This window comes from Stakelama portus (assembly GCF_003171655.1).
Taxonomy (GTDB): domain Bacteria; phylum Pseudomonadota; class Alphaproteobacteria; order Sphingomonadales; family Sphingomonadaceae; genus Sphingomonas; species Sphingomonas portus.
In genome coordinates this window covers 155,953-176,644 of record NZ_QFZL01000002.1, presented here as the reverse complement: position 1 = coordinate 176,644, position 20,692 = coordinate 155,953, and the positions used below count along the sequence as shown (strand labels likewise).

At 64.2% G+C, this 20,692-nt stretch carries 23 protein-coding genes; 14 read left to right on the top strand and 9 right to left on the bottom strand.

Annotated features, from left to right (window positions below; genetic code table 11):
* Positions 1–48: 48 nt before the first annotated feature.
* Positions 49–570: a VOC family protein gene (locus DKB74_RS06250; RefSeq protein ID WP_109807288.1), complete on the bottom strand. Its 522-nt coding sequence runs from the start codon at positions 568–570 to the stop codon at positions 49–51.
* Between the two features lie 49 nt (positions 571–619).
* On the bottom strand, positions 620–1,549 hold the full coding sequence (locus DKB74_RS06245; RefSeq protein WP_109807287.1) for a LysR family transcriptional regulator: 930 nt from the start codon (positions 1,547–1,549) through the stop codon (positions 620–622).
* 107 nt (positions 1,550–1,656) lie between these two features.
* Between DKB74_RS06245 and DKB74_RS06240 the strand changes: the two genes are divergently transcribed.
* The 7 genes from DKB74_RS06240 to DKB74_RS06210 all read left to right on the top strand — a co-directional run bounded on the left by DKB74_RS06240 (position 1,657) and on the right by DKB74_RS06210 (position 7,901).
* Positions 1,657–2,472 (top strand): alpha/beta fold hydrolase, encoded by an 816-nt coding sequence (locus DKB74_RS06240; RefSeq protein WP_109807286.1) that lies wholly within the window; start codon positions 1,657–1,659, stop codon positions 2,470–2,472.
* Between the two features lie 21 nt (positions 2,473–2,493).
* Positions 2,494–3,684: an LLM class flavin-dependent oxidoreductase gene (locus tag DKB74_RS06235; protein WP_109807285.1), complete on the top strand. Its 1,191-nt coding sequence runs from the start codon at positions 2,494–2,496 to the stop codon at positions 3,682–3,684.
* Between the two features lie 13 nt (positions 3,685–3,697).
* Entirely contained in the window at positions 3,698–4,660 is a 963-nt protein-coding gene (locus DKB74_RS06230) for an alpha/beta hydrolase (protein WP_161956816.1), read from the top strand.
* Positions 4,647–5,027 (top strand): carboxymuconolactone decarboxylase family protein, encoded by a 381-nt coding sequence (locus DKB74_RS06225; RefSeq protein WP_239987403.1) that lies wholly within the window; start codon positions 4,647–4,649, stop codon positions 5,025–5,027. Before DKB74_RS06230 ends, DKB74_RS06225 begins: the two co-directional genes overlap by 14 nt.
* A gap of 36 nt (positions 5,028–5,063) precedes the next feature.
* Positions 5,064–5,582: a flavin reductase family protein gene (locus DKB74_RS06220; protein WP_109807665.1), complete on the top strand. Its 519-nt coding sequence runs from the start codon at positions 5,064–5,066 to the stop codon at positions 5,580–5,582.
* A gap of 8 nt (positions 5,583–5,590) precedes the next feature.
* Positions 5,591–6,964, top strand: coding sequence for a hypothetical protein (locus DKB74_RS06215; RefSeq protein ID WP_109807283.1), 1,374 nt, complete (start codon positions 5,591–5,593; stop codon positions 6,962–6,964).
* Between the two features lie 61 nt (positions 6,965–7,025).
* The gene (locus DKB74_RS06210) at positions 7,026–7,901 is read left to right on the top strand and encodes an amidohydrolase family protein (RefSeq protein WP_109807282.1); all 876 of its coding nucleotides are present in this window, start codon (positions 7,026–7,028) and stop codon (positions 7,899–7,901) included.
* A 23-nt stretch (positions 7,902–7,924) separates the two neighbouring features.
* Here the strand turns inward: DKB74_RS06210 and DKB74_RS06205 are convergent, their stop codons facing one another.
* A complete protein-coding gene (locus DKB74_RS06205) occupies positions 7,925–9,268 on the bottom strand; it encodes an MFS transporter (protein ID WP_161956815.1) in 1,344 nt (447 codons plus the stop codon).
* A 238-nt stretch (positions 9,269–9,506) separates the two neighbouring features.
* On the opposite strand from DKB74_RS06205, the gene DKB74_RS06200 reads away from it, so the two are divergent.
* From DKB74_RS06200 to DKB74_RS06190, 3 genes are read left to right on the top strand one after another with little or no spacing between them, the layout of a single operon-like run.
* Positions 9,507–10,430, top strand: coding sequence for an SMP-30/gluconolactonase/LRE family protein (locus DKB74_RS06200; protein ID WP_109807280.1), 924 nt, complete (start codon positions 9,507–9,509; stop codon positions 10,428–10,430).
* A gap of 53 nt (positions 10,431–10,483) precedes the next feature.
* Positions 10,484–11,797: an LLM class flavin-dependent oxidoreductase gene (locus tag DKB74_RS06195; protein WP_109807279.1), complete on the top strand. Its 1,314-nt coding sequence runs from the start codon at positions 10,484–10,486 to the stop codon at positions 11,795–11,797.
* Positions 11,794–12,522, top strand: coding sequence for an SDR family oxidoreductase (locus DKB74_RS06190; protein WP_109807278.1), 729 nt, complete (start codon positions 11,794–11,796; stop codon positions 12,520–12,522). Before DKB74_RS06195 ends, DKB74_RS06190 begins: the two co-directional genes overlap by 4 nt.
* 18 nt (positions 12,523–12,540) lie before the next feature.
* On the opposite strand, the gene DKB74_RS06185 is transcribed toward DKB74_RS06190, so the two are convergent.
* Entirely contained in the window at positions 12,541–13,326 is a 786-nt protein-coding gene (locus tag DKB74_RS06185) for a helix-turn-helix transcriptional regulator (protein ID WP_109807277.1), read from the bottom strand.
* Between the two features lie 80 nt (positions 13,327–13,406).
* Between DKB74_RS06185 and DKB74_RS06180 the strand changes: the two genes are divergently transcribed.
* Positions 13,407–14,186: a class I SAM-dependent methyltransferase gene (locus DKB74_RS06180; RefSeq protein WP_109807276.1), complete on the top strand. Its 780-nt coding sequence runs from the start codon at positions 13,407–13,409 to the stop codon at positions 14,184–14,186.
* A gap of 21 nt (positions 14,187–14,207) precedes the next feature.
* Here DKB74_RS06180 and DKB74_RS06175 read toward each other — a convergent pair whose 3' ends face one another.
* Both DKB74_RS06175 and DKB74_RS06170 read right to left on the bottom strand, forming a co-directional pair.
* Complete coding sequence (locus tag DKB74_RS06175; RefSeq protein WP_109807275.1) at positions 14,208–14,537, bottom strand: carboxymuconolactone decarboxylase family protein; 330 nt, start codon at positions 14,535–14,537, stop codon at positions 14,208–14,210.
* Complete coding sequence (locus DKB74_RS06170) at positions 14,534–15,319, bottom strand: HpcH/HpaI aldolase family protein (protein ID WP_161956814.1); 786 nt, start codon at positions 15,317–15,319, stop codon at positions 14,534–14,536. The genes DKB74_RS06175 and DKB74_RS06170 overlap by 4 nt, the downstream gene beginning before the upstream one ends.
* Before the next feature lie 129 nt (positions 15,320–15,448).
* Between DKB74_RS06170 and DKB74_RS18775 the strand changes: the two genes are divergently transcribed.
* Genes DKB74_RS18775 through DKB74_RS06160 form a run of 3 tightly spaced genes read left to right on the top strand, consistent with a single transcriptional unit; the run spans position 15,449 to position 18,001 of the window.
* On the top strand, positions 15,449–16,657 hold the full coding sequence (locus DKB74_RS18775) for a cobalamin-independent methionine synthase II family protein (protein WP_161956813.1): 1,209 nt from the start codon (positions 15,449–15,451) through the stop codon (positions 16,655–16,657).
* Positions 16,648–17,592, top strand: coding sequence for an alpha/beta hydrolase (locus DKB74_RS06165; RefSeq protein WP_161956812.1), 945 nt, complete (start codon positions 16,648–16,650; stop codon positions 17,590–17,592). The genes DKB74_RS18775 and DKB74_RS06165 overlap by 10 nt, the downstream gene beginning before the upstream one ends.
* 19 nt (positions 17,593–17,611) lie before the next feature.
* Entirely contained in the window at positions 17,612–18,001 is a 390-nt protein-coding gene (locus tag DKB74_RS06160; RefSeq protein ID WP_161956811.1) for a carboxymuconolactone decarboxylase family protein, read from the top strand.
* Here DKB74_RS06160 and DKB74_RS06155 read toward each other — a convergent pair.
* The 3 genes from DKB74_RS06155 to DKB74_RS06145 are packed head-to-tail and all read right to left on the bottom strand — an operon-like array spanning position 17,995 to position 20,497.
* Positions 17,995–18,477 carry a GlcG/HbpS family heme-binding protein gene (locus DKB74_RS06155; protein ID WP_109807271.1) on the bottom strand — a complete coding sequence of 161 codons (483 nt, stop codon included), beginning with the start codon at positions 18,475–18,477 and terminating at the stop codon, positions 17,995–17,997. The genes DKB74_RS06160 and DKB74_RS06155 overlap by 7 nt on opposite strands.
* A gap of 22 nt (positions 18,478–18,499) precedes the next feature.
* A complete protein-coding gene (locus DKB74_RS06150; RefSeq protein ID WP_109807270.1) occupies positions 18,500–19,108 on the bottom strand; it encodes a c-type cytochrome in 609 nt (202 codons plus the stop codon).
* A 48-nt stretch (positions 19,109–19,156) separates the two neighbouring features.
* A complete protein-coding gene (locus DKB74_RS06145) occupies positions 19,157–20,497 on the bottom strand; it encodes an MFS transporter (RefSeq protein ID WP_109807269.1) in 1,341 nt (446 codons plus the stop codon).
* Positions 20,498–20,692 lie beyond the last annotated feature (195 nt).

Below are 20,692 nucleotides of genomic sequence, written 5' to 3'. Positions count from 1 at the left end.
GACCGGGCGTGGAGCCCGATCGGCGCGCAAACCGGAATGCCGTGTCGGTCAGTTCGCGGCCAGGCTGGCCTGTTTGCGAGCGTTCCAGATTTTCAGCGTGTCATGCGCTTCGCCGGCCGCCTTGGCGAGGAAGCCGGGCTCCTCGGTCCGCGCGGCGATTTCGAGGCGCAGGCCGTTGGGATCGAAGAAATAGATCGATCGGACAAAACCGTGATTGACCAGCGGAGTGGTCTTCACCCCATGTTCCTCAAGCCGCTGACGCATCGCATCGACGCTTTCGACCGAATCGGTCTCGATCGCGAAATGCTGCACCCAATCGGGCGTGTTGGGGGAGGGGGCGGGCATTTCCTCGCCGCCCAGATCGAAAAAGGCGACATAGGAACCGTCGCCCAGTTCGAAGAAGAAATGGACATAGGGCGTTTCCTCGCCGGTGCTCGGCACGCGTTCGGAAAGCATGCAGTTCACCAGCGGCAGGCCCAGAATATCCTCATAGAAATGCCGGGTCTCCTCCGCGTCGCGGCACGGATAGGCGAAATGATACAGGCCTTTCAGCGGTCGTGGGTCAGTCATCGCATGCTCCTTTTGCCCCGCTGATATCACCCGCATTCGCTCATGCGGGTCACCCCGGCAGGGGGACCGCCTGCTTTTGCGCGTCCTGTGCCTCGTCCCGCATCATTTCGATGAATCGCTGAAGCGCTGCGGACCCGTCGCGCTTGCGCCAGACAAGCTCCACTTCGAACTTCAGCCCCAGGTCGGAAATCGGCACCAGCCGGATATTATGCGCCGGCGGATTGGAGCCGGATGCCGTGACGAAGCCGATGCCCATGCCCACCGATACCAGGCTGAGCAGGATCGAATTGGTGGTGCATTCCTGAACGATGCGCGGCGCGCGACCGCTCTGGATCAGCGCCGCCATCAGCCGGTCGTAATAGCCGGGCGCGGTCTGGCGCGTCGGGCCGAGCACCGGTTCGTCGGCCAGCTCCGCCATCGTCACCGATGTGCGGGCGGCGAGCGGGTGGCTTTCATGCACCGCAAGCATCGTTTCGCCGAAACCCAGCGGTGCGCACTCGAGCACGCCGTCGTCGCGATCGTCGAGATGCGCGTCATATACCAGCCCGACGTCGAGCGTGCCTTCCTTGAGCGCCTGAATCTGTCCCATCGAACCCATTGACCGCAATTCCAGCACGACGGCGGGTTCGCTTTCGCGGAACTGGCGCAGGCCGTGCGAAATGAAATCATGCGCGGCGATGATCTCGCTCAGCCCCACCCGGATCGTGCCCAGATGCCCGGTGCCCAGCCGTCGCGCGCGATCGACCGCGCGATCGACGCGGGACAATATCTCTTCGACTTCGGCAAGGAATATCCGCCCCGCATCGGACAGCCGCACGCCGCGCGGGAGCCGTTCGAACAGCTCGACCCCCAGTTCGGATTCGAGGTCGCGTATCTGTCGGGTAAGGGCCGGTTGCGCCACGCGCAGCGCGATTGCGGCGCGCCCGAAATGTTCTTCGCGGCCGATCGCGCGGAAATAACGGAGGTGGCGCAGTTCCATCGCCCACCCATAGTTTTCCGGTATCAAAATCTCAAGAACAAAGAATTGGACGTATCAGTCGGCGGGAAACAGGTTGCGCGCAACGAACCAAATTCGAGTGGAGAGCGATGCTGACCGAAATTCTGGAAGAACTGCGTTTCGGAACGCTGTCGAAGCTCGACGTGCTCGGCACCGAAATCGAAATGTTTCAGGCGGGGGAAGGCGATCCGCTGTTGTTTCTGCACGGCACCGACGGACTGGAAGGTTCGGGCGCCGCGCTTGAGGCACTGGCCCGCGAATTCACGGTCTATGCGCCGTCGCATCCCGGTTTCGGTGGTTCGGGGCGTCCGCAGCGCCTCAATCGCGTCGATGATCTCGGCTATTTCTATCTCGATCTGCTCGACAGGCTGTCGTTGCGCAGCCCGGTCGTTGTCGGAACCTCGTTCGGCGCATGGGTGGCGGCGGAAACGCTGACCAAGGAACCGGCGCGCGCATCGCATCTGGTGATGGCATCGCCGCTCGGGCTGCCGACAGCGGACCGGCGCGAACAGCATGTCGCCGATATCTTCATGCTCTCGCGTCAGGAACTCGGCCGCCGCATGCAGGTGGGCGATCCGCTTCCCGGCAGCGATATGGCGACTCTGGCCGCAATGCCCGAACCGCAGCTGCGCCGCCTGATGCGCAACGACGAAGCGGCGAGCCTCTATGGCTGGACGCCCTATATGAGCAATCCCAAGCTCGCCGACCGGCTCCATCGCATCGCGGTTCCTTCGCTGGTGCTGTGGGGCGCGGACGACGCCATCGTCAGCCAGCGCTATCGCGACGACTGGGCGAAGGCGCTTCCCCAGGCGACATTCGAAACCGTCGCCGATGCCGGCCATCGCATCCACGCCGATCAGCCCCAGAACCTCGCCGCGCGCATCGCCGCTTTCGCCGCGGCCTGACACCTCGTCCCGGAGACGCACATGAAAATCTGGCAGTTCACCGAACAGGCCTATTATCCCGCATTCCAGGTGCCTGGCGCGATGCGCGTCACGCTGCCCCAGCATCATTGCGAGCCGGAGCAAGCGGGGCGGCTGCTCAATCGCTATCTCGACGAATATATGCTCGCCGACGAACTGGGGCTGAACATCATGGTGAACGAGCACCATGCGGCCGCCACCTGTATGTCGACATCGTGCATGACGACGCTGGCGATCCTGGCGCGCCAGACCAGCAAGGCCCGGCTGCTCGCGCTCGGCATTCCGCTTGCCAACCGGTCCAATCCGCTGCGCGTCGCCGAAGAAATCGCGATGGTCGATTGCATCTCGGGCGGGCGGCTCGAAGTCGGGTTCGTCAAGGGCGCCGCCTATGAGCTGTTCATGTCGAACCGCCAGCCGACCGGATTCATGGACCGGTTCTGGGAAGCGCATGACCTGATCATCGAAGCGCTGACCAATCAGGGCGACAATTTCACCTGGGAAGGCGAACATTTCCATTATCGCACCGCCAGCATGTGGCCGCGCCCGATTCAGCAGCCGCATCCGCCGCTGTGGATGACGGCGTCGTCGGCGAGCAGCGCGCGCCAATATGGCCGTCGCGGCGATGTGTGCGCGACGTTCCTGTCGGGCGCGGTCGCGAGTTCGGTGTTCGCGGGCTATCGCGAAGCCTATGTCGAGGCGCATGGGCATCAGCCCAGCCAGGACAAGCTTGCGTATCTGGCGCTGGTCGCCTGCGCCGATGATCGCGAGACTGCGTTCAAGCGCGCCGAGGCGATGAAAAGCTATTTCACCACCGCCGCGCGGCTCGATCCGCAATTTCGCAATCCGCTTGGGTTCAATCCGGTCGAGGCGAATATCCGGATGCTTCAGGCGGGCGCCAACGCCATGCGGCCGCGGATGCGCAACGGCCAGCCGCTGCCCGTCGACGGGTCGATCGAGGAATATATGGACGCCGGCCTGTTCTTCGTCGGAACGCCCGATGACGTGTACGAACAGCTTGTCCGCTTCCATGCGGAAACCGGCGGGTTCGGCAATTTGCTGATGATGGCGCAGGCGGGCGAACTGGACCACAAGGACACGGTGGACAATCTGACGCTCGTCGCGCGCGAAGTCGCGCCGCGACTCGCCGAACTTCCGGACATGCCGCTTGAGGTACGCTATGAGGCCGTCGGCTGACCCCGGACTTCGCGTGCCAATCTATGCGGACGGCATTGAGGAATATGTCGCGATGTTCCGCGCCCAGCCGGCGGCGCAGGACATCGCGCAGATGCGGCTGTTCGGCGATCTGGGCGGCGCGCGCTTTGCCGAAGGGCTGAACCCCAGGGTTCGTCGTTTCGACAGTCAGATCGCCGCCAGTCGGCGCGAGATACCCGTCCGCATCTATGATCCGGGCGGGACCGGCGCGCGCCCGGCAATCTGTTATTTCCATGGCGGCGGCTTTTCGCTTGGCAGCATCGAAAGCTTCGATGTGATCGGCGCGATGCTGGCCGAAGCGACCGGCGCGGTGGTTGCCAGCGTCGAATATCGCCGCCTGCCCGACGCCGATTATCGCGAGGCGCAGGCCGATTGCGACGAGGCCTTTGCCTGGCTGGCACGACAGGCCGGAACGCTGGGCGTCGATCCCGACCGCGTGATGCTTGCAGGCGACAGCGCCGGGGCGCTGCTGGCGTTCACCACCGCCGCGAATATGCGCGATACGCACGGCGATATTCCCGCCGGGCTGCTGCTCTTTTACGGCACCTTCGCGATGGACGCCGGGTCGCAGGATTATGTCGCGTCGGACGATCCGCTGCTCACCGGGCTGCGCATCCGCCAATATATCGCACTGTTTCAGCGTTGCGGCGGCCTGGCGCATCATCACGCGCCGATCGACCGGACCGATCTTGCCGGACTGCCGCCGACGCATATCGTCGCGGCCGAACGGGATCCGTTGCGTGCCGAGGCGGAACGCATGGCATCGCGGCTGGCGCAGGCCGGGGTGCGGACGTCGCTGCGCATCGCGCCGGGGATGATCCACGGCTTTTTGCGCGCCGTCGCGGTTTCGGCGCCCGCCCGCGAAGAACTTGCCGAAGCGGCAGTGGCGATCCTGCCATGGCTGCACCCGGCGGATAGCAATAGCCCCTTGAAAGGACATATTCTTGAAACAGGATGACAGTTACGAGCGCGGCCGCGCGATGCGGTTCGAAATGTTCGGCGAACCCGGCGTGCGCAGCCTCGACAATGCCGACGACTTCGCCGACCCGCTGCAGGATCTGGTGACGCGCCTGTGCTTCGGCGATGTGTGGAGCCGCCCCGGGCTCGACCGCAAGATCCGGTCGATGCTGACGATCGCGATCCTGGTCGGCCAGTCGCGCCCGGATCAGCTGCGCAACCATGTGAAGGGTGCGCTGGCAAATGGCGTGACGAAGGAAGAAATCCGCGAAATATTGATGCATGCCACCATCTATGTCGGCCTGCCCGCCGGAACGGACAGCTGGCGGCACGCGCGCGAGGCATTGCAGGAAGCTGGTGCCTATTGAGCGGCACGGCGGTCCCGGGCGCGATTGGAGAGAATGATGAACGACGTGACGCTTTCGGAGACCGAGCCGATGACGGTTGCCGAGCAACTGCGCATGGGATTGCGCCGGCTGGGCAAGGCTGTGGTGGTCATCACGTGCTGGCATGAAGGACGGCGCTGGGCGATGACTGCGACGGCGGTCAGCGAACTCAGCATGGACCCGCCGTCGCTGCTCGTTTGCGTCAATCGCACCGCCAGCCTGCACGGGCCGCTGTCCGAAGGCGCCAATTTCTGCGTCAACATCCTCCACGCCGATCAGCTATCGGTCTCCAATGCCTGCGCGGGCAAGATGAAGGGCGAGGAAAGGTTTCGCGAGGGGCAATGGGAAGCCAGCGATTGCGGCACGCCCTATCTGCGCGATGCTCAGGCGCATTTCCTGTGCGAATATCGGTCGCATTTCGATTACGGCACGCACGCAATCGTGATCGGCGAAGTGAAGCATGTCGGCTGGACCGGCGATGTCGACCCGCTGATTTACGTTGATGGCGGATATGCCCGCGCCGTGCGGTTCGCATAGGCGGCGCGATGGACGACACCCAGGCCCTGCTGACTCAGATCGAGCAAGCTTGCCGCCGGCTCAGGATGGCGCAATCGACGTTCGGGCGGCTGGCGGTCAATGACGGCAAGCTGGTATCGCGGCTTCAGCAGGGCGGGCGCGTGACGATCCAGACGATCGAGCGGGTTCACCGTTTCATCGAGGAACAGGACGGCGCGTCGGTCAGCGCGCTGCGGGCCGCGCTTCCGGGACTGCGCGATCGGGTGCCACCCGAACATAATTTCCGCTTCTATGACAATCGTCAGAAATATCTGATGTTCGTCAACACGACGACGGAGAAACAGATCATCGCCGATCGCGCGGTACAGGAACTGTGCGACACCCAGCCGGTGCCACCTGCCATTCGCCTGTTCGATGGCGGCACCGGCGACGGCACCGCGCTGGCGCGGATCCTGCGCGGATTGCACCGCCGCCATCCCTGGGTACCCTTTTACGTGGTGGCCAAGGAAATCAGCATGGAGAATATCCGGCTGACGCTCGAAAAAATGCCCGACCGGTTTCGCGAACATGCCGGAACCGTGCTGGTGATGACCAATCTCAAATATAACGAAGTCCCGCATCTTCAGCCCGATACGGCGAGCGGCGCGAGTGCGATGGTGTGGCACGAAGTCGCGCTCGACGGCACCAGCGCGGGCGAGTTCGAGGAACAGATTGCGGCGCTCGAACCGTTTCTCGCCAAACATTGGCAGGCGAGCATCGGTCCGACGAGCGGCAATCCGGTGTACAAGACTCCGGTCGTGCTGGTGCTCTATCGCCGCGATCACGGCTTCATGCTCGACCCCATCGTGCCGCGGCGCGGCTATGCGATGGCGGATTTCGATTTCGCATTGCTCTCGCAACCCTATCGCGCATCGGCGCCGCTTTCGTTCAAAAGCTCGCGGGTCATCGCGCCGCTCGTCCGGGCGTTGCGGCCCAATGGCAAGCTGATGGGCGTTCAAAGCTATGGCGAGGATCCGGGGATGGAGATCATCCGCACCATCTGGCCCCGGGAAAGCCCGTTCCTGCATCGCCGCCGCGAAGTGATGGCCGCCGTCGCCGACGATCTGGGCGTCGCGGCGCGCGACTTTCACTTCCACGATCTTTCGGATGAAGAAGCGCTGTTCCGCTATGATATCCGCGCGCTGCCCACCGAAGTGGGAGAGGGCGCGCGTATCCACAGTTCGACGCTGTTCGCCGCGTGGAATGCAGCCAGCTATGTCGCGCAGATCGAAGATACCCGGCTATCCGAAGCGCTGTCGAACGATGCCTATCTCGAAGCCACGCGTCAGGTGCTGCAGCGGCATGGCGGCCTGTGGTTCAACGACGAGATGTTTCTGATTTCCCGCCGCGCGCGGCTCAACTGACGCGCAAGAATTTTTCCTTCCGGCCCGCTGTCGTGCCGGGCCCCGCCATCAGGAATGCAATGTGAAAAGCGCCGATTTCGACATTATCGACGGACAGATCCACCAGCCCGCGCCGCCGACGCCGGTCGATGAAAGCTGGGACGACGCGGCAAAGCTGACGATCAATGTGGAAATCGCGCGCGAGGCGATGGATGCGGTCGGGGTCGATGCCGCGCTCGTCGTCGCGGCGATGCCCTATATCGACGCTTGCGTCGCGCGCTACCCGGAGCGTTTCATCGGCGTCGAAACCTTCGCGGCCACCGGCGCGGAGCTGGGCGCGGCGGTCGAGCGGGCGCGCGGCGACGCGCGGCTTGCCGCCGGGCGGCTGCTCGTCACCGATTTCCGCACCCTCGAACTATCGGCGGGCTTTGCCGGGGGCGGAATGGATGCCGGGTTCGAAGTCGCCGAGAAAGTCGGGCTGCCGCTGTTCCTGTCGACCCATGGCCGATCGGCGGCGATGCGTCCGGTGATCGAACGGCACCCGAACCTGTCCGTCGTCATCGACCATGTCGGACTGGCGCAGCATCCGGTGTCGCCGCCGCGCGACGATGTGTGGGAGCATATCGACGATCTGATCGCGCTGGCGGAATATCCCAATGTCCATGTCAAGCTGTGCGGCCTGCCGTTGCTGTCGGACGAAGCCTATCCCTTTGCCGATGTCTGGCCGAACCTGCAGCGCGTGATTGCGGCATTCAGCGCCGACCGGCTGCTATGGGCAAGCGATTATACCCGGCTGCGCATGGCGAAAGCGGGCGGCCCTTCGCGCAATCGCGGATGCCTGTACAGCGAAACGCGCGACATGCTGCTCCACAGCAACGAACTGAACCGCGATGCCAAGGCCGCGATTTTCGGCGGGACGGTCAAGCGGCTGCTCGGATGGAGCCCGACCACCGCCTGAACCCGTGCGCCTGACCGCGCGCCTCAATGGCCGACGGCGCGCCTGGCCGGATCGAGCTTCACCATCGACAGCAATATCCACAGCACGATTCCCGCCGATGCCAGCGGCACGGCGAGCAGGAAGAAATATCCGATCGCGCCCAGATCGTGCTTGAGCGCCAGCGCCCCGTACATCGGCCCCAGGATCGACGCCGCGCGGCCGGCGCCATAGGCCCAGCCGACGCCCGTCGCGCGGTTGCGCGTCGGGTATAGGGTCGATGCCACCGATGCGAGGCCGGCATGCGCGGCATGCTGCGCCGTCGCGTTGATCGCCAGCGCGACGAACATGCCCCAACCCGGCGCGAACAGGCCCATGCCGATCGCGCCGAGCGAGCCGATGATGAAATAGGTCGGCACGATCGCGCGAAAGCCGAACCGGTCGATCATCACCCCGATCGTCACCATGCCGAGCGCGCCGAAGCCGGTGCCGATCGCGGTGGTGATGCCGACCTGGCTCCAGTCGAGCTGGACGATGTCGTGGAACACCGTGGTCTTCCACAATGCTGCGCTGATGAAGCCGAAGCTGCTGATAAAGGCGAGCCAGAGCAGCAGAGTCGGCACCGCCAGCCCCGGACGGAACAGGTCGCGCACCAATGCGATGCTGCCCGAACGCCCCTCACGCGTGACGGGCGGCGCGATTTCGAAATCCTCTCCGGTCGGCATCAGCGACGACACGATCCTGCGCAGCCGCGGATCGCCGTGATTGCGCGCGGCAAGAAAGCGCGGCGATTCGGGCAGGAAGAAATACATGATCGGCAACAGCAGCAGCGGCATCGCCGCGCCGATCCAGAAGGCGACGTGCCAGCCGAAATCCTCGAGCAGGAACGCCTGCATCAACGAACCCAGAATGGCGCCCGGCATCGATCCCGCCAGCACCATCGTGACCATCGTCGCACGATGCCGGGCAGGGGCCAGTTCGGACGTCAGCGCCACCATATTGGCGATGACCGCGCTGGCGAAAATACCGGTCAGCAGGCGCCAGATCGCCAGCGCGATCAGCGTGTCGGCAAAGATGGTCATGAAACAACATGCCGAAACCGCACCCAGGCACAGCATCAGCAAGCGTCGCCGGCCGATCTGATCGGCGATCGGCGCGATGAAATAGGCGCCCAGCACCATGCCCACCTGCTGCGTTGAAAGCACCCAGGTGAGCGACGTGCGCGCGATGTCGAAATCATCGGAAATCTTGGGAAGCACCCAGCTCAACACGCCCAGATCGAAGCCATCGACCAGCATCGCCATCGCGCCGATCAGCACGACACGGAAATGAAAGGGGCGGAGCTTCGCGGAATCGAGAAAAGTGTCGATATCGACCGGGGGTCGGGCCACGCTTCGGTTCCTCTCAGTCTTATGGTCGTTGGAGGCCCCGGCCATGCCGGCGCGACGCTTCATACCTATATAAGCCAGGCTGTCTGTCAATCACTGAAACAGTCGCTGTTCCGCCGATTGCGACGGCGGGGATCTCAGTTTGGCCTTCCAATATGTAAGCTTTGCTGATATCAGTGCGGCTGTTATCAGAAGCTGAAACAGCCCGGCACAAGACCGGCGATGAGAGGAAAACAGGCTGATGCCCATCGAACGACTCGACCCGGCGCTCGACGCGATCGTGTCGCCCGACGCGGATTGGGAAGAACTGGGCCGCGGCTATGGCGGCCCGACCGGGCCCGCCGAAGGGCCGGTCTGGTTTTCCGAAGGCGGCTATCTGCTGTTCAGCGACATCCACAACAGCCGCCGGATGCGCTGGGACCCCGAACAGGGCGTTACGGTCGACAAGGAAGACACCAAGAACGGAAACGGTCAGACGCGGGACCGCGAAGGCCGTCTGGTCGTGTGTCACCATTTCAGCCGCTGCGTCGATCGCGAGGAAGCCGATGGCAGCGTCACGGTGATCGCCGACGCCTATCGCGGGATGAAGCTCAACCGGCCGAACGATGTCGTCGTGAAATCGGACGGTGCGGTCTATTTCACCGATCCGCCGCCCAAGGTGCCGTTCACGCCGCCCGAACATCCGCCCGAAATCGATTGCGCGGGCGTCTATCGCGTGTCGCCCGACGGGGCGCGGATCAACATGATCATCCGCGACCTGATCAATCCCAACGGGCTGTGCTTCTCCCCCGACGAAACCATTCTCTACGTCAACGACAGCAACCGGCATCGCAAGCTGATCATGGCCTATGACGTCGAAGCCGACGGCATGGTCGATCTGGGCAGCGCGCGGCTGTTCTGCGACATGCGGCACGACGATCGCATGGGCGGCCCCGACGGGATGAAATGCGATGTCGAGGGCAATGTCTATTGCACCGGCCCGGGCGGTATCTGGATCCTGACGCCACAGGGCAAGCATCTGGGCACCATCCTGCTCGAAGGGCGCACGTCGAACATGAACTGGGGCGATGCCGACTGGCGCACGCTCTATTTCACCGGTTCGCGCTCGCTCCACCGCATCCGGCTCAACATCCCCGGCATCCCCGTTCCGCGCGGAACATTGTGACGATGCCGGTCGGTCACTCCTGCGAATATTTCAGATAGAAAGGGGCTAACACCATGCAATTCGGACTTTTTTACGAGCATCAGTCGCCTGCGCCCTTTTCGGCGGAACAGGATATGCGCGTGCTGCACAACGCGCTCGACGAACTCGAACTCGCCGACAAGCTGGGCTATGATTATGCCTGGCTGGTCGAGCATCATTTCCTCGAGGAATATTCGCACAGCTCGGCGCCCGAAGTGTTTTTGGGCGCGCTCAGCCAGCGCACCAAGCGGATGCGGCTGGGCCACGGCATTTGCGTGATGCCGCCCAAGATCAATCACCCCGCGCGCGTTGCCGAACGTATCGCCACGCTCGATCTGCTTTCGGGCGGGCGCCTCGAATGGGGCACCGGCGAAAGCGGCACGGCGATGGAACTGGAAGGGTTCGGCGTCGATCCCGACACCAAGAAAGCGGCATGGCGCGAAGCGACCGAACAATGCGCCAACATGCTGACGATGAATCCCTATCCGGGCTATGAGGGCGAATTCTTCTCGATGCCCACGCGCAACGTCGTGCCCAAGCCGATTCAGGCGCCGCACCCGCCGCTATGGGTCGCCTGCTCGCGCCGCGACACCATCCTGCACGCCGCGCGCAACGGCATGGGCGCGCTCGTCTTCGGCTTTGCCGCGCCCGAACAGGCCGGGAAATGGGTCAAGGAATATTACGACATCATCAAGTCGGACGAATGCGTGCCGATCGGCCATGCCGTGAATCCGAACTTCGCGATCGTGACGGCGCTGTCGGTCAACGAGGACGAACAGGAAGCGATTCGTCGCGGCACCGAAGGGTTCAAATATTTCGGCTATTCGCTTGGCTTCTACGCGTCGTTCGGTCGCCATATTCCCGGCCATTCGGCGGTCTGGGAAGGGTTCAAAAAGGCCGAGGCCGGGATCGAGGACAATCACGGCAATGGCGGCATCGGCACGCCCGAACAGGTCTATGAACACTGCAAGGCCTATGCCGATGTCGGTGTCGATCAGATCATCTTCGTCCAGCAGACCGGGCCTGCGAACCACGAGCATATCTGCGAATCGCTGCAACTGTTCGCCGACACCGCAATGCCGCGGCTGAAGGAGGGCGAAGAAGCGCGGCTGGCGAAGAAACAGGCCGAGCTGGCGCCCTATCTGGAGGCGGCACTTGCGCGCAAACCGCGCATGGCGCCGGTCGCGCGCGAGGATATCGAGCCGGTGCGTTCCTATGGCCTTCGCAAGAAGGAAGCGGGCACGTTCGAAAATGTCCGGTCCGATCGTGGCGGCGGTGTCGCTGTCGTGGCGGACGATCCGCTGGCGCTGGTTTCGGACCAGGCCGAAAAGGCTGCCGGCCAGTCATGAGCATCCTGCGCGGCCGCGTGGTCGTGGTGACCGGCGCGAGCTCGGGCATCGGCGCGGCTTGTGCAACCGGCTTCGCAGCGAAAGGGGCGAAGCTGGTGCTCGCCGCGCGCCGGGCCGATCGGCTCGACGCGCTGGTGCAGCAGATCGAAGCGAATGGCGGCGAGGCAGTCGCGGTTGCGACCGACGTCACCGACGAGGACGCGGTAGCGACCTTGTTCGCGCGCGCGGTCGATCGGTTCGGCGGCGTCGACGTGCTCGTCAACAATGCCGGTATCGCCGACAGCACCGCCGCCGACAAGCTGGCGCTCGCGCTGTGGCACAAGGTGATCGACACCAATCTCACATCCGCATTTCTGTGCGCGCGGGCGGCGATCCCGATCATGCGCGCGCGCGGGCGCGGGCGTATCATCAATGTCGGATCGATCTCCGCACGGGTGCCGCGCAAGGAAAGCCCGGCCTATACCGCCAGCAAATGGGGGCTGGACGGGCTTACCCGCGCGCTGGCGGTCGATTGCCGCGAGGATAATATCGCGGTGTCGATCTTTCATCCCGGCATCGTCGCGACCGAACTGGGCGGCGGGATCAGCAGCCTGCCCGACGATGTGATCGCGCAGCCCGAGGATGCGGCGGGGATCATCGTCCATATGGCCGACGTGCCCGATCACTTGAATTTCTATGACGCGCTGCTGGTGCAGAACAAGATACCGTTTCTCGGGCGCGGCTAGGGGCGTCTTCCCACAGCGTCAGGTCGGCGGATCGTCGCACGGCACCAGAATCACCAGCTTATGATCCGGGCGCTCGGCCGGGTTGAGCGTGTGCTGGATGAAGTTCAGATCGCCGTCGGTCGGATGCGTGAAACGGCGGGTGCCGCCTTCGCGTGCCATGACCGACTGCGCATCCCACGCCTGGGCAAAGAGTTCGGACTCCTCGCTCAATTGCCGAACCAGGTCGTTGAGCGCTGCATCCTGCGCCATCCGCGCGCAATCGACGCGAAATTCGGCAAGGATGCGCTGCGCCCGTTCCTGCCAATCGGGCAGCAGGCACCGTGCCGCTGGCGCCGTGAAGACGAAGCGCAGCAGGTTGCGCTGGTTTCCCGCATCGAGCCATCCGGTGAAAAGCTGCGCCGCGGACGCATTCCAGCAACATGCATTCCACAGCCGGTCGAGCCCGTAAGCCGGGTAAGGCAGTGCCGCGACAAGCGCAGAAATCGCTTCCGGAGCCTCGGATGTAGTTTCCCTAGCCGGCCCATCGGGGTCGCGCCGATCCGCCAGTTCGAACAGATACGCTCTTTCGGCAGGCGTCAGTGCAAGCGCCCGGGCAAGCCGGGCAAGCGTATGCGCCGACACGCTGATCTCGCGCCCTTGCTCGATCCAGGCGCACCATGTCACGCCGATTCCGGCGCGCGCGGCCAGTTCCTCACGCCGCAGGCCGGGCGTTCGGCGTCGCGGCGTGGCGACGTCCGGCGCGGTGCGCTCGCGATGCGATCGGATGAAGCGGCCCAGCAGCATGCGCTTCTCATTCGGTTCCATGGCACAGCTTATACCAGGATAAGTGAACCTCTTGTACCAGGGTAAAGAAGCGCGTCTGGTCGCTGCGAAGGAGCAGCAACATGAACCGTTCGCACATGACCGTCGTAGAGGATCAGTTCGGCATTCAGGCCGCCGCCTATGTCAGCAGCGCAGTGCATGCCGCCGGCGAGGACCTGGACGCGCTGGAGGCCGTTGCCATGCGCGAACGGCCCGATCGCGCGATCGACCTTGGATCGGGCGGCGGGCATGCGGCGTATCGGCTTGCCGCACATGCCCGTTGCGTGACGGCGGTCGATCTTTCGGCTGCGATGATGGACGCGGTGCAGGCGACCGCGCGGCAGCGCGGGCTGGAAAATATCGAAACCTGCGTCGCTCCGGTGGAGCAATTGCCGTTCGAAGACGCAGCGTTCGATTTGCTCGGCTGTCGCTTTTCCGCGCATCATTGGCGGGATTTCGAGCAGGGCCTGCGCGAAGCGCGCCGTGTCCTGAAACCCGGTGCGACGGCGATCTTCATCGACGTGGTGTCGCCGGGCAAGGCGCTGTTCGACACGCATCTTCAGGCAGTCGAACTGCTGCGCGATCCATCGCATGTCCGCGATTATGCCGAGGCGGAATGGTCCGCCGCGCTCGATCGCGCCGGCTTTCGCGTGCGCGGCACGCGCAAACGCCGGCTGCGGATGGAATATCAGTCCTGGGTCGAGCGGATGCGTACGCCGGAATCGCACCGCGCGGCGATCCGATCGCTGCAACAGGCGGCTTCGGCGGAGACGGCGACCTATTTCGCCATCGAGCCCGACGGTTCCTTTTCGCTCGACACGCTCGAGATCGAAGCGACGGCCTGTCGTGCGCGCGCCATGTGATCGGTGTGCGGTCGGGTGCCGCTATTCGGCCCCGGCTCGCGCATCGACGATGTTCTTGAGCTTGCGCGCGGCGCTGACCGCCACCGGCCATCCGGCATAGAAGGCGATATGGGCGATCGCTTCGCCCAGTTCTTCTTCGGTGAGGCCGTTTTCCAGTCCCAGCTCCATATGGCCCTGCGTCTGATCGCGGTTGAGCGCGATCAGGCAGGTGATGGTGATCAGGCTGCGGTCGCGCGGCGACAGCTCGGGCCGGTCCCAGACCTTGTCATAGAGAATATTCTCGGTGATCTCGTCGAGCAGGGGGGCAACCGCCGCCAGTTCCCTGCCGCGTCCGCCCGCGGGTCTTTTCATGCCGTTTCTCCTCCGGCGCGGTGCGATGCGAAATTCTCCGCCGCCTTGTTCAGCGCCGCGCGCATCAATCCCATGTCCGACAGCCAGGCGATATAGCGAACGCCGCGCGCGACATAGGCGTCGAGCTGCGCCTTGTTGGCGACGACGGTGCCGATATGCTTGCGCCCGGCGGCGACTTCGATCACGCGATCGATCGCGGCGACGACATCGGGGTGGCTCGCATTGCCAGGATGGCCGAGCGAGTGGCTGAGATCGCCCGGACCGATGAACAGCACGTCGAGCTCGTCGATGCCGCACAGCGCCTCGACTTCCTCGACCATTTCCTTGTTTTCGATATGCACCGCGACCAGCGTGTCGGCATTGGCGCGGGTTTCATAGTCCGCGCCGGTGGTGCCATAGGCACCTGCGCGGCACGCGCGCGCCGCGCCGCGCTCGCCCAGCGGATGATATTTCGCCTTGCGGATCACGTCGCGTACCTGATCGGCGGACTTGAGCGAAGGCACCTGAATCCCGCTCGCGCCGCTGTCGAGCACATGGAGGATATTGGCTTCCTCGGCATCGGGGGTACGCACGATGCTGCTCATCCCCACCAGCTCGCAGGTGCGGACGATATTTTCGATCCCCGCATGGGTATAGGTGCCGTGTTCGGCATCGATGATCACGAAATCGAACCCGGCCAGCCCGTACAGCTCGGCGATCGGCGGCGCATCGAGTTTCAGGAAACTGCCGAATACGACCTCGCCGGCCTCCAGCTTGCGCTTCACCTTTGCGTTGAGAAACATCCTCGTCCCTTGCTTGCTATTTACAAACGCCATTCAACATGGCAGCAGGATTCATATAAGCCAAGCTGCTTTTAGCCTGCCTTGGCACGCAAGGAGAGCCGCGACAACCATGCGGCCGCAGGAGAAGATGTGAAGCGCAGCACCGACCGCATCCTGACGACTCATGTCGGCAGTCTGATCCGTCCGCTCCCCGTGCTCAAGGGGATGATGGACAAGGTCAATGGCGAACCCGTCGACGAAGCGCAGCTTGCGCGTGACGTCGCGCAGGGGGTGAAGGACATCGTCGCCAAACAGGCGGAAATCGGCATCGATATTCCCAGCGACGGCGAAATCTCCAAGCCGAGCTTTCACAATTATGTGGTCGAGCGGCTGGGCGGGCTGGAGAAAGTGCCGCCGCAGCAGCGCGGAGCCTATTACGGCCTGCTGACCGAGGAATTTCCCGGTTTCATGAAACAGTATAACGCCATGTACAAGACGATGTGGATGCCGCCCGAGCTCGATCCCGAAAAGGTCAAATCGGCTGCGGCGGCGCCGATGCCGCGCACGCGCGTTGCCGGGCCGATCACCTATGCCGGCGTCGACGCGCTCCGGACTGATCTGACCAATTACAAGGCGGCGCTGGACGGGCAGGATTTCGTCGAGGCATTCATGCCGTCGGCAACGCCCGCGCGCGACGATGCCGATTGGAGCGATGTCTATTCGAGCGAATCCGAATATCTCTATGCGCTCGCCGATGCGATGGCCGTCGAATATAAGGCGATCGTCGATGCCGGTTTCGTCGTCCAGCTCGATCTGGGGCTGCCCGCGCGCAATCAGGTGCTGCCGGGCAATCCCAATCCCAGCCCTGAGGATCTGCGCCGTGCCTCCGAACGGCAGGTCGAGGCCTATAATCACGCGCTGCGCGACATTCCCGAGGATCGCGTCCGCTATCACATGTGCTGGGGCAGCATGAACACGCCGCACACGACCGACGTGCCGCTGCGCGAAGTTGTCGAGATCATTCTCAAGATCAAGGCACAGGCCTATGTGATCGAAGGCGCCAATCCGCGTCACGAGCATGAATGGATGGTCTGGAAGGATGTGAAGCTGCCCGACGGCAAGATCCTGGTACCCGGCGTGATCAGCCACCAGACCAATGTGGTCGAGCATCCCGAGCTGATTTCGTGGCGCATCCAGAATTATGCGAGCGTCGTCGGGCGCGAGAATGTGATCGCCGGCACCGATTGCGGCTTTTCGCAAGGGTGGAACATGGCGCGCGTCCATCCCGAAGTGCAATGGGCGAAGCTGTCCGCGCTGGTCGAAGGCGCCGGCCTGGCATCGCAGGCGCTGTGGCACTGACCGAGCCCGACGCCGCCGCGCTGCCCGCAGGGATCGCCGAATATATCGCGGCGGTCCGGATCGCGCGCGACGGGCCGCGTCCCGATCTGGAAACCGCGCGGCTGATTGCCGACGCCAATGCGTATCGCATCGCCGTGCCGCGGCCGCAGGGCATGCGCGTCACCGACAGTTTCGCAGTGACGCCGGGGCTGGAAACGCCGGTGCGCATCTATCGCCCGGCGGGTGAGGGGGCGCAGCCGGCCATCGCCTATTTCCATGGCGGGGGTTTCACCACCGGCAGCATCGAAAGCTATGATTGTCTGGCCGCCGCGCTCGCCGAAGCGACCGGTGCAACGGTGGTCAGCGTCCATTATATGCGCCTTCCTGAAGCGACGCCGCGCGCGATGATCGAACAATGTTTCGAAACGATCGGATGGATCGCGGCGATGGCGGAGCCGCTGGCGATCGACGCGTCGCGGCTTTGCGTTGCAGGCGACAGCGCCGGTGCCTGTATCGCGGCACAGCTTGCGATCCTCGCCCGCGATCGCGGCGGGCCGGCGCTGGCCGCGCAGATCCTCTGCTATGGCGTGTTCGATTTCGACGAGACGCGCCCGGGGCTGGAGCGGGCGCGCGATCCGATTTTGACGCTGCCGATCGTCCGGATGATGAACGCGACCTGGCGCGAATGCGACGCCCGCGATCCGTTGCCCTTTCCACCGCCGCTCGAAACCGATGATCTTGCGGGATTGCCGCGCGCATTGTTGCTGGGGGCCGAGCGCGATCCCTTGCTCGAACAGTCGCAAGCCTATGCCGAGCGTCTGAAGAGCGCGGGCGTCGACGCCCGGTTCGACATGGTCGAAGCGATGCCGCATGGATTTTTGCGCGCGCAACGTTTCTCGCCAGCCGCGCGCGATGCGATGCGCAAGCTCGGCGAAGATTTCCGCTCTCTTATCTGACCAAGCCAAGGAACGAAAAATGGCCCTCAAGACCGACGATCCCGCCTTTCAGGCGGGCCGCGAAATCCGCAAGCAGATGTTCGGCGAAGGCAGCGTCGCCCGGCTCGATCAGGCCGATGATTTCCACGAGCCGCTGGAAAATTACGTCACCTCGGCCTGTTTCGGGGAAACCTGGACCCGCCCGGGGCTGACGCTGCGCGAACGCAGCCTGATCACCATGGCGATCTGTGCCGCGCTCAATCGCCACACCCCGCTAAAGCGGCTGGTGAAATGCGCAGTCACCAATGGCGCGACCAAGGAGGATATCCGCGAAACGCTGCTTCAGACGACGATGTATATCGGCGTCGCGGGCGGCGTGGAAAGCTGGCACCTCGCCGCCGAAGCGCTCAAGGAAATCGACGCTTATTGAGCCGGGGCAGGGGCGGGCCGCGCCGCGACCAGCCCCGCCGCCTCGATACCCGCGGTTCCGCAGGCGGCGTCCTCTTCTGGGCGGCCGCCCGAAGTGCCCACACCGCCCAGCGGCAACCCGTCGCTGGTATAGATCGGCACGCCGCCGGTCATCGTTGCGACATTGGGCATGCCGGGCGGCGGATTGAGCGCGCCCAGATCCTGTGTCGACCGGCCGAAGCGCGATGCCGCGGTCGCTTTCCATCTGGCGATATCGCCCGCGGCATAGGAAACGCCGTCCATATGCGCATAGGTGATCAGCATGCCATGGCTGTCCATCACCGCCACGGCCATTTTCCGCCCATGTTCCTGTGCCCAGGCGATGCAGCTGTCGCGGATCGTCGCGGCGCTGGCATAATCGAGCGCGGGCCGCGCGGTCTGCGCCGATGCGGCGGGAATCGCGAACAGCAGTGTTGCGGCAACCAGAAGTTTCTTCATCGGCGCGGCCTCCCGAAACGGATTATTTGAGCGTGGTCAGATAGTCGATGATCGCGGCGCGCTGGGCGGCGTCGCTCATCCCGGGCAGCATCATGCGCGTGCCGGGAACCTTGCCCGCCGGATTGGCGAGAAACGCGTCGAGATTGGCGCGCGTCCAGCGGAATCCGGCATTTTTCATCGCATCCGAATAGCTGTATCCGGTACGCGCACCCGCCTGCGCGCCGACGATGCCGAACAAATTGGGGCCGACGCTCGCCGCGCCGCCGTGCGCCGTGGTGTGACAGGCCTTGCACATGGCAAAGGATGCCGGGGGATCGGCGGGAACGGGCGTGGGAGCCGCCGTGGCGGCCAGCGTCGGACTTGCGCTCGGCGTGGGCGTCGCCTGCACCGGCGTTGCAGTCGCGCTGGGCGATGCGACCGGCGTTGCAGTGGCGGCTATCACACTGTTCTCGACCATGGCGCTGTTTGCCGACGATGCTTCCGGCGCGACGACATCGGTAGCGACAGGGCCGCCTTCGACTGCGTTCGACGGCGCGGTTTCGCTGGTTTGCGAAGCCGAGCCGCATGCGGCCAGCAACAGGCCGGCCGCACCCAGCAGCGGCAGATGGATCGGCGAAAGCGAAAAGGTCACCCGGGTCTCCTTGCTTGATCGAACGTCCGATAGGGGATTGCAGCGAACTCAGCCATGGGCGAGTTCCGGCGTGCGGGCCGGCGCTTTCATCCGCGCGAATATTGCCGTTGCCGCCGGGATCACCATCATCGCCCCGAACAGGAACATCACCCAGAAGCGGCCGAAATCCGCACCGATCACGATGCCGCCCAGCAGCGGGCCGATGATGCCGCCGACGCGCGAAAAGCCCATCATGATGCCCAGGCCCGCATTGCGCGCGCCGACGTCATAATAGTTCAGCGTGACGAGGATCAGCGCGGTGTAGCTGCCGACGTTGAAAAAGCCGGACAGCGTCGAAGCGGCGACCAGCCCCGCGGTCGATCCGGTCGGCACTGCGCCCAGGAAGATGAACGAGGCGGCCATGCCGAGCAGGAAGATGACGGCGATCCGCCCTTCGCCGACCCGCCGCGCCAGCCCGCCGACGATCAGATGCGCGATGATGCCTGCGCCATAGGTGGTGACGCCGGCGACGCCGTTCCACGTCATGTCGAGCCCGCCAAATGCCAGCATCTGCGGCCGCCATCCGGCCATGAAACCGCCGCTGATCGTGAAGACGAACCCGCCGATGCACAACAGCGCCGTGCCGGCCCACAGCCCGCGCGGAATGATCGCCCAGGAACCCTTGCGCTTGCCCGACTGCTCTTCGGGAGCCGCCGGAAGCCTTTCCAGCAACGGCTTGCCCATCCGCGCGAGTACCGCGTTGATGCGGGCCAGTGCATCCGGCCCGCGCCGCGACAGAAGATAGGAGGGCGATTCCGACAGCAGAACGAGATTCAGCAAAAAGCTGATGACGTTGAGGATCGCCGCGGCAAGGAAGATCGACCGCCAGCCATAGGGCTCGATCAGCACCGCGGCGAGCGCGCCGCACAACATGCCGCCGGCCGAATAGCCGGTATGGAGAATGCCGACGAAGAAGTTCGATCGCTTGGCATTGCTATATTCGGTTACGGTGACGTTGAGGCACACGACCAGCGCGCCCAGCGCCATGCCGGTCACCAGCCGCAGCACCAGCAGCAGGATCAGCGAGTTGCACAGGGTGGTTGCGAACAGGAATGTCGACAGACAGCCGAGCAGCCACAATGTCAGCGTCCTTCGACCGATCCGATCGGCAAGCGGCGAGATGAAGATCGATCCGATCGCAATCCCGACCGGGGTCGCGCTGGACACAAGGCCGAATGCGGCGGGGCTGATGCCCCATTCGCCGATGATCAGCGGTGCGGCATAGGAAAGCGTGACGACGTCGAGCCCGTCGGCGGCATAGGTCAGCACGCAGATCGCGATGACCATCGCCTGATAGAAGCTCATATCGCTGTGTTTGATGATGTCGTTCGGGGTGGGGGCCTCGCTCATGCGATCGCACTCCGCTTCCGCCGGCGCTGCGGCCGTTGCTGGTTCGCCGGCATACGCATCCTCACTCCTCAACGGACCGAATCATGGCAAAGTGATTCGGCGATTACAAACGCATTTCGCTATTGGAAAATGTCGTTCGTCGGAAATTATTCGGGGTTCGGCGTGCCCCCGGGGGAGGACGCCGAACCCCGATAT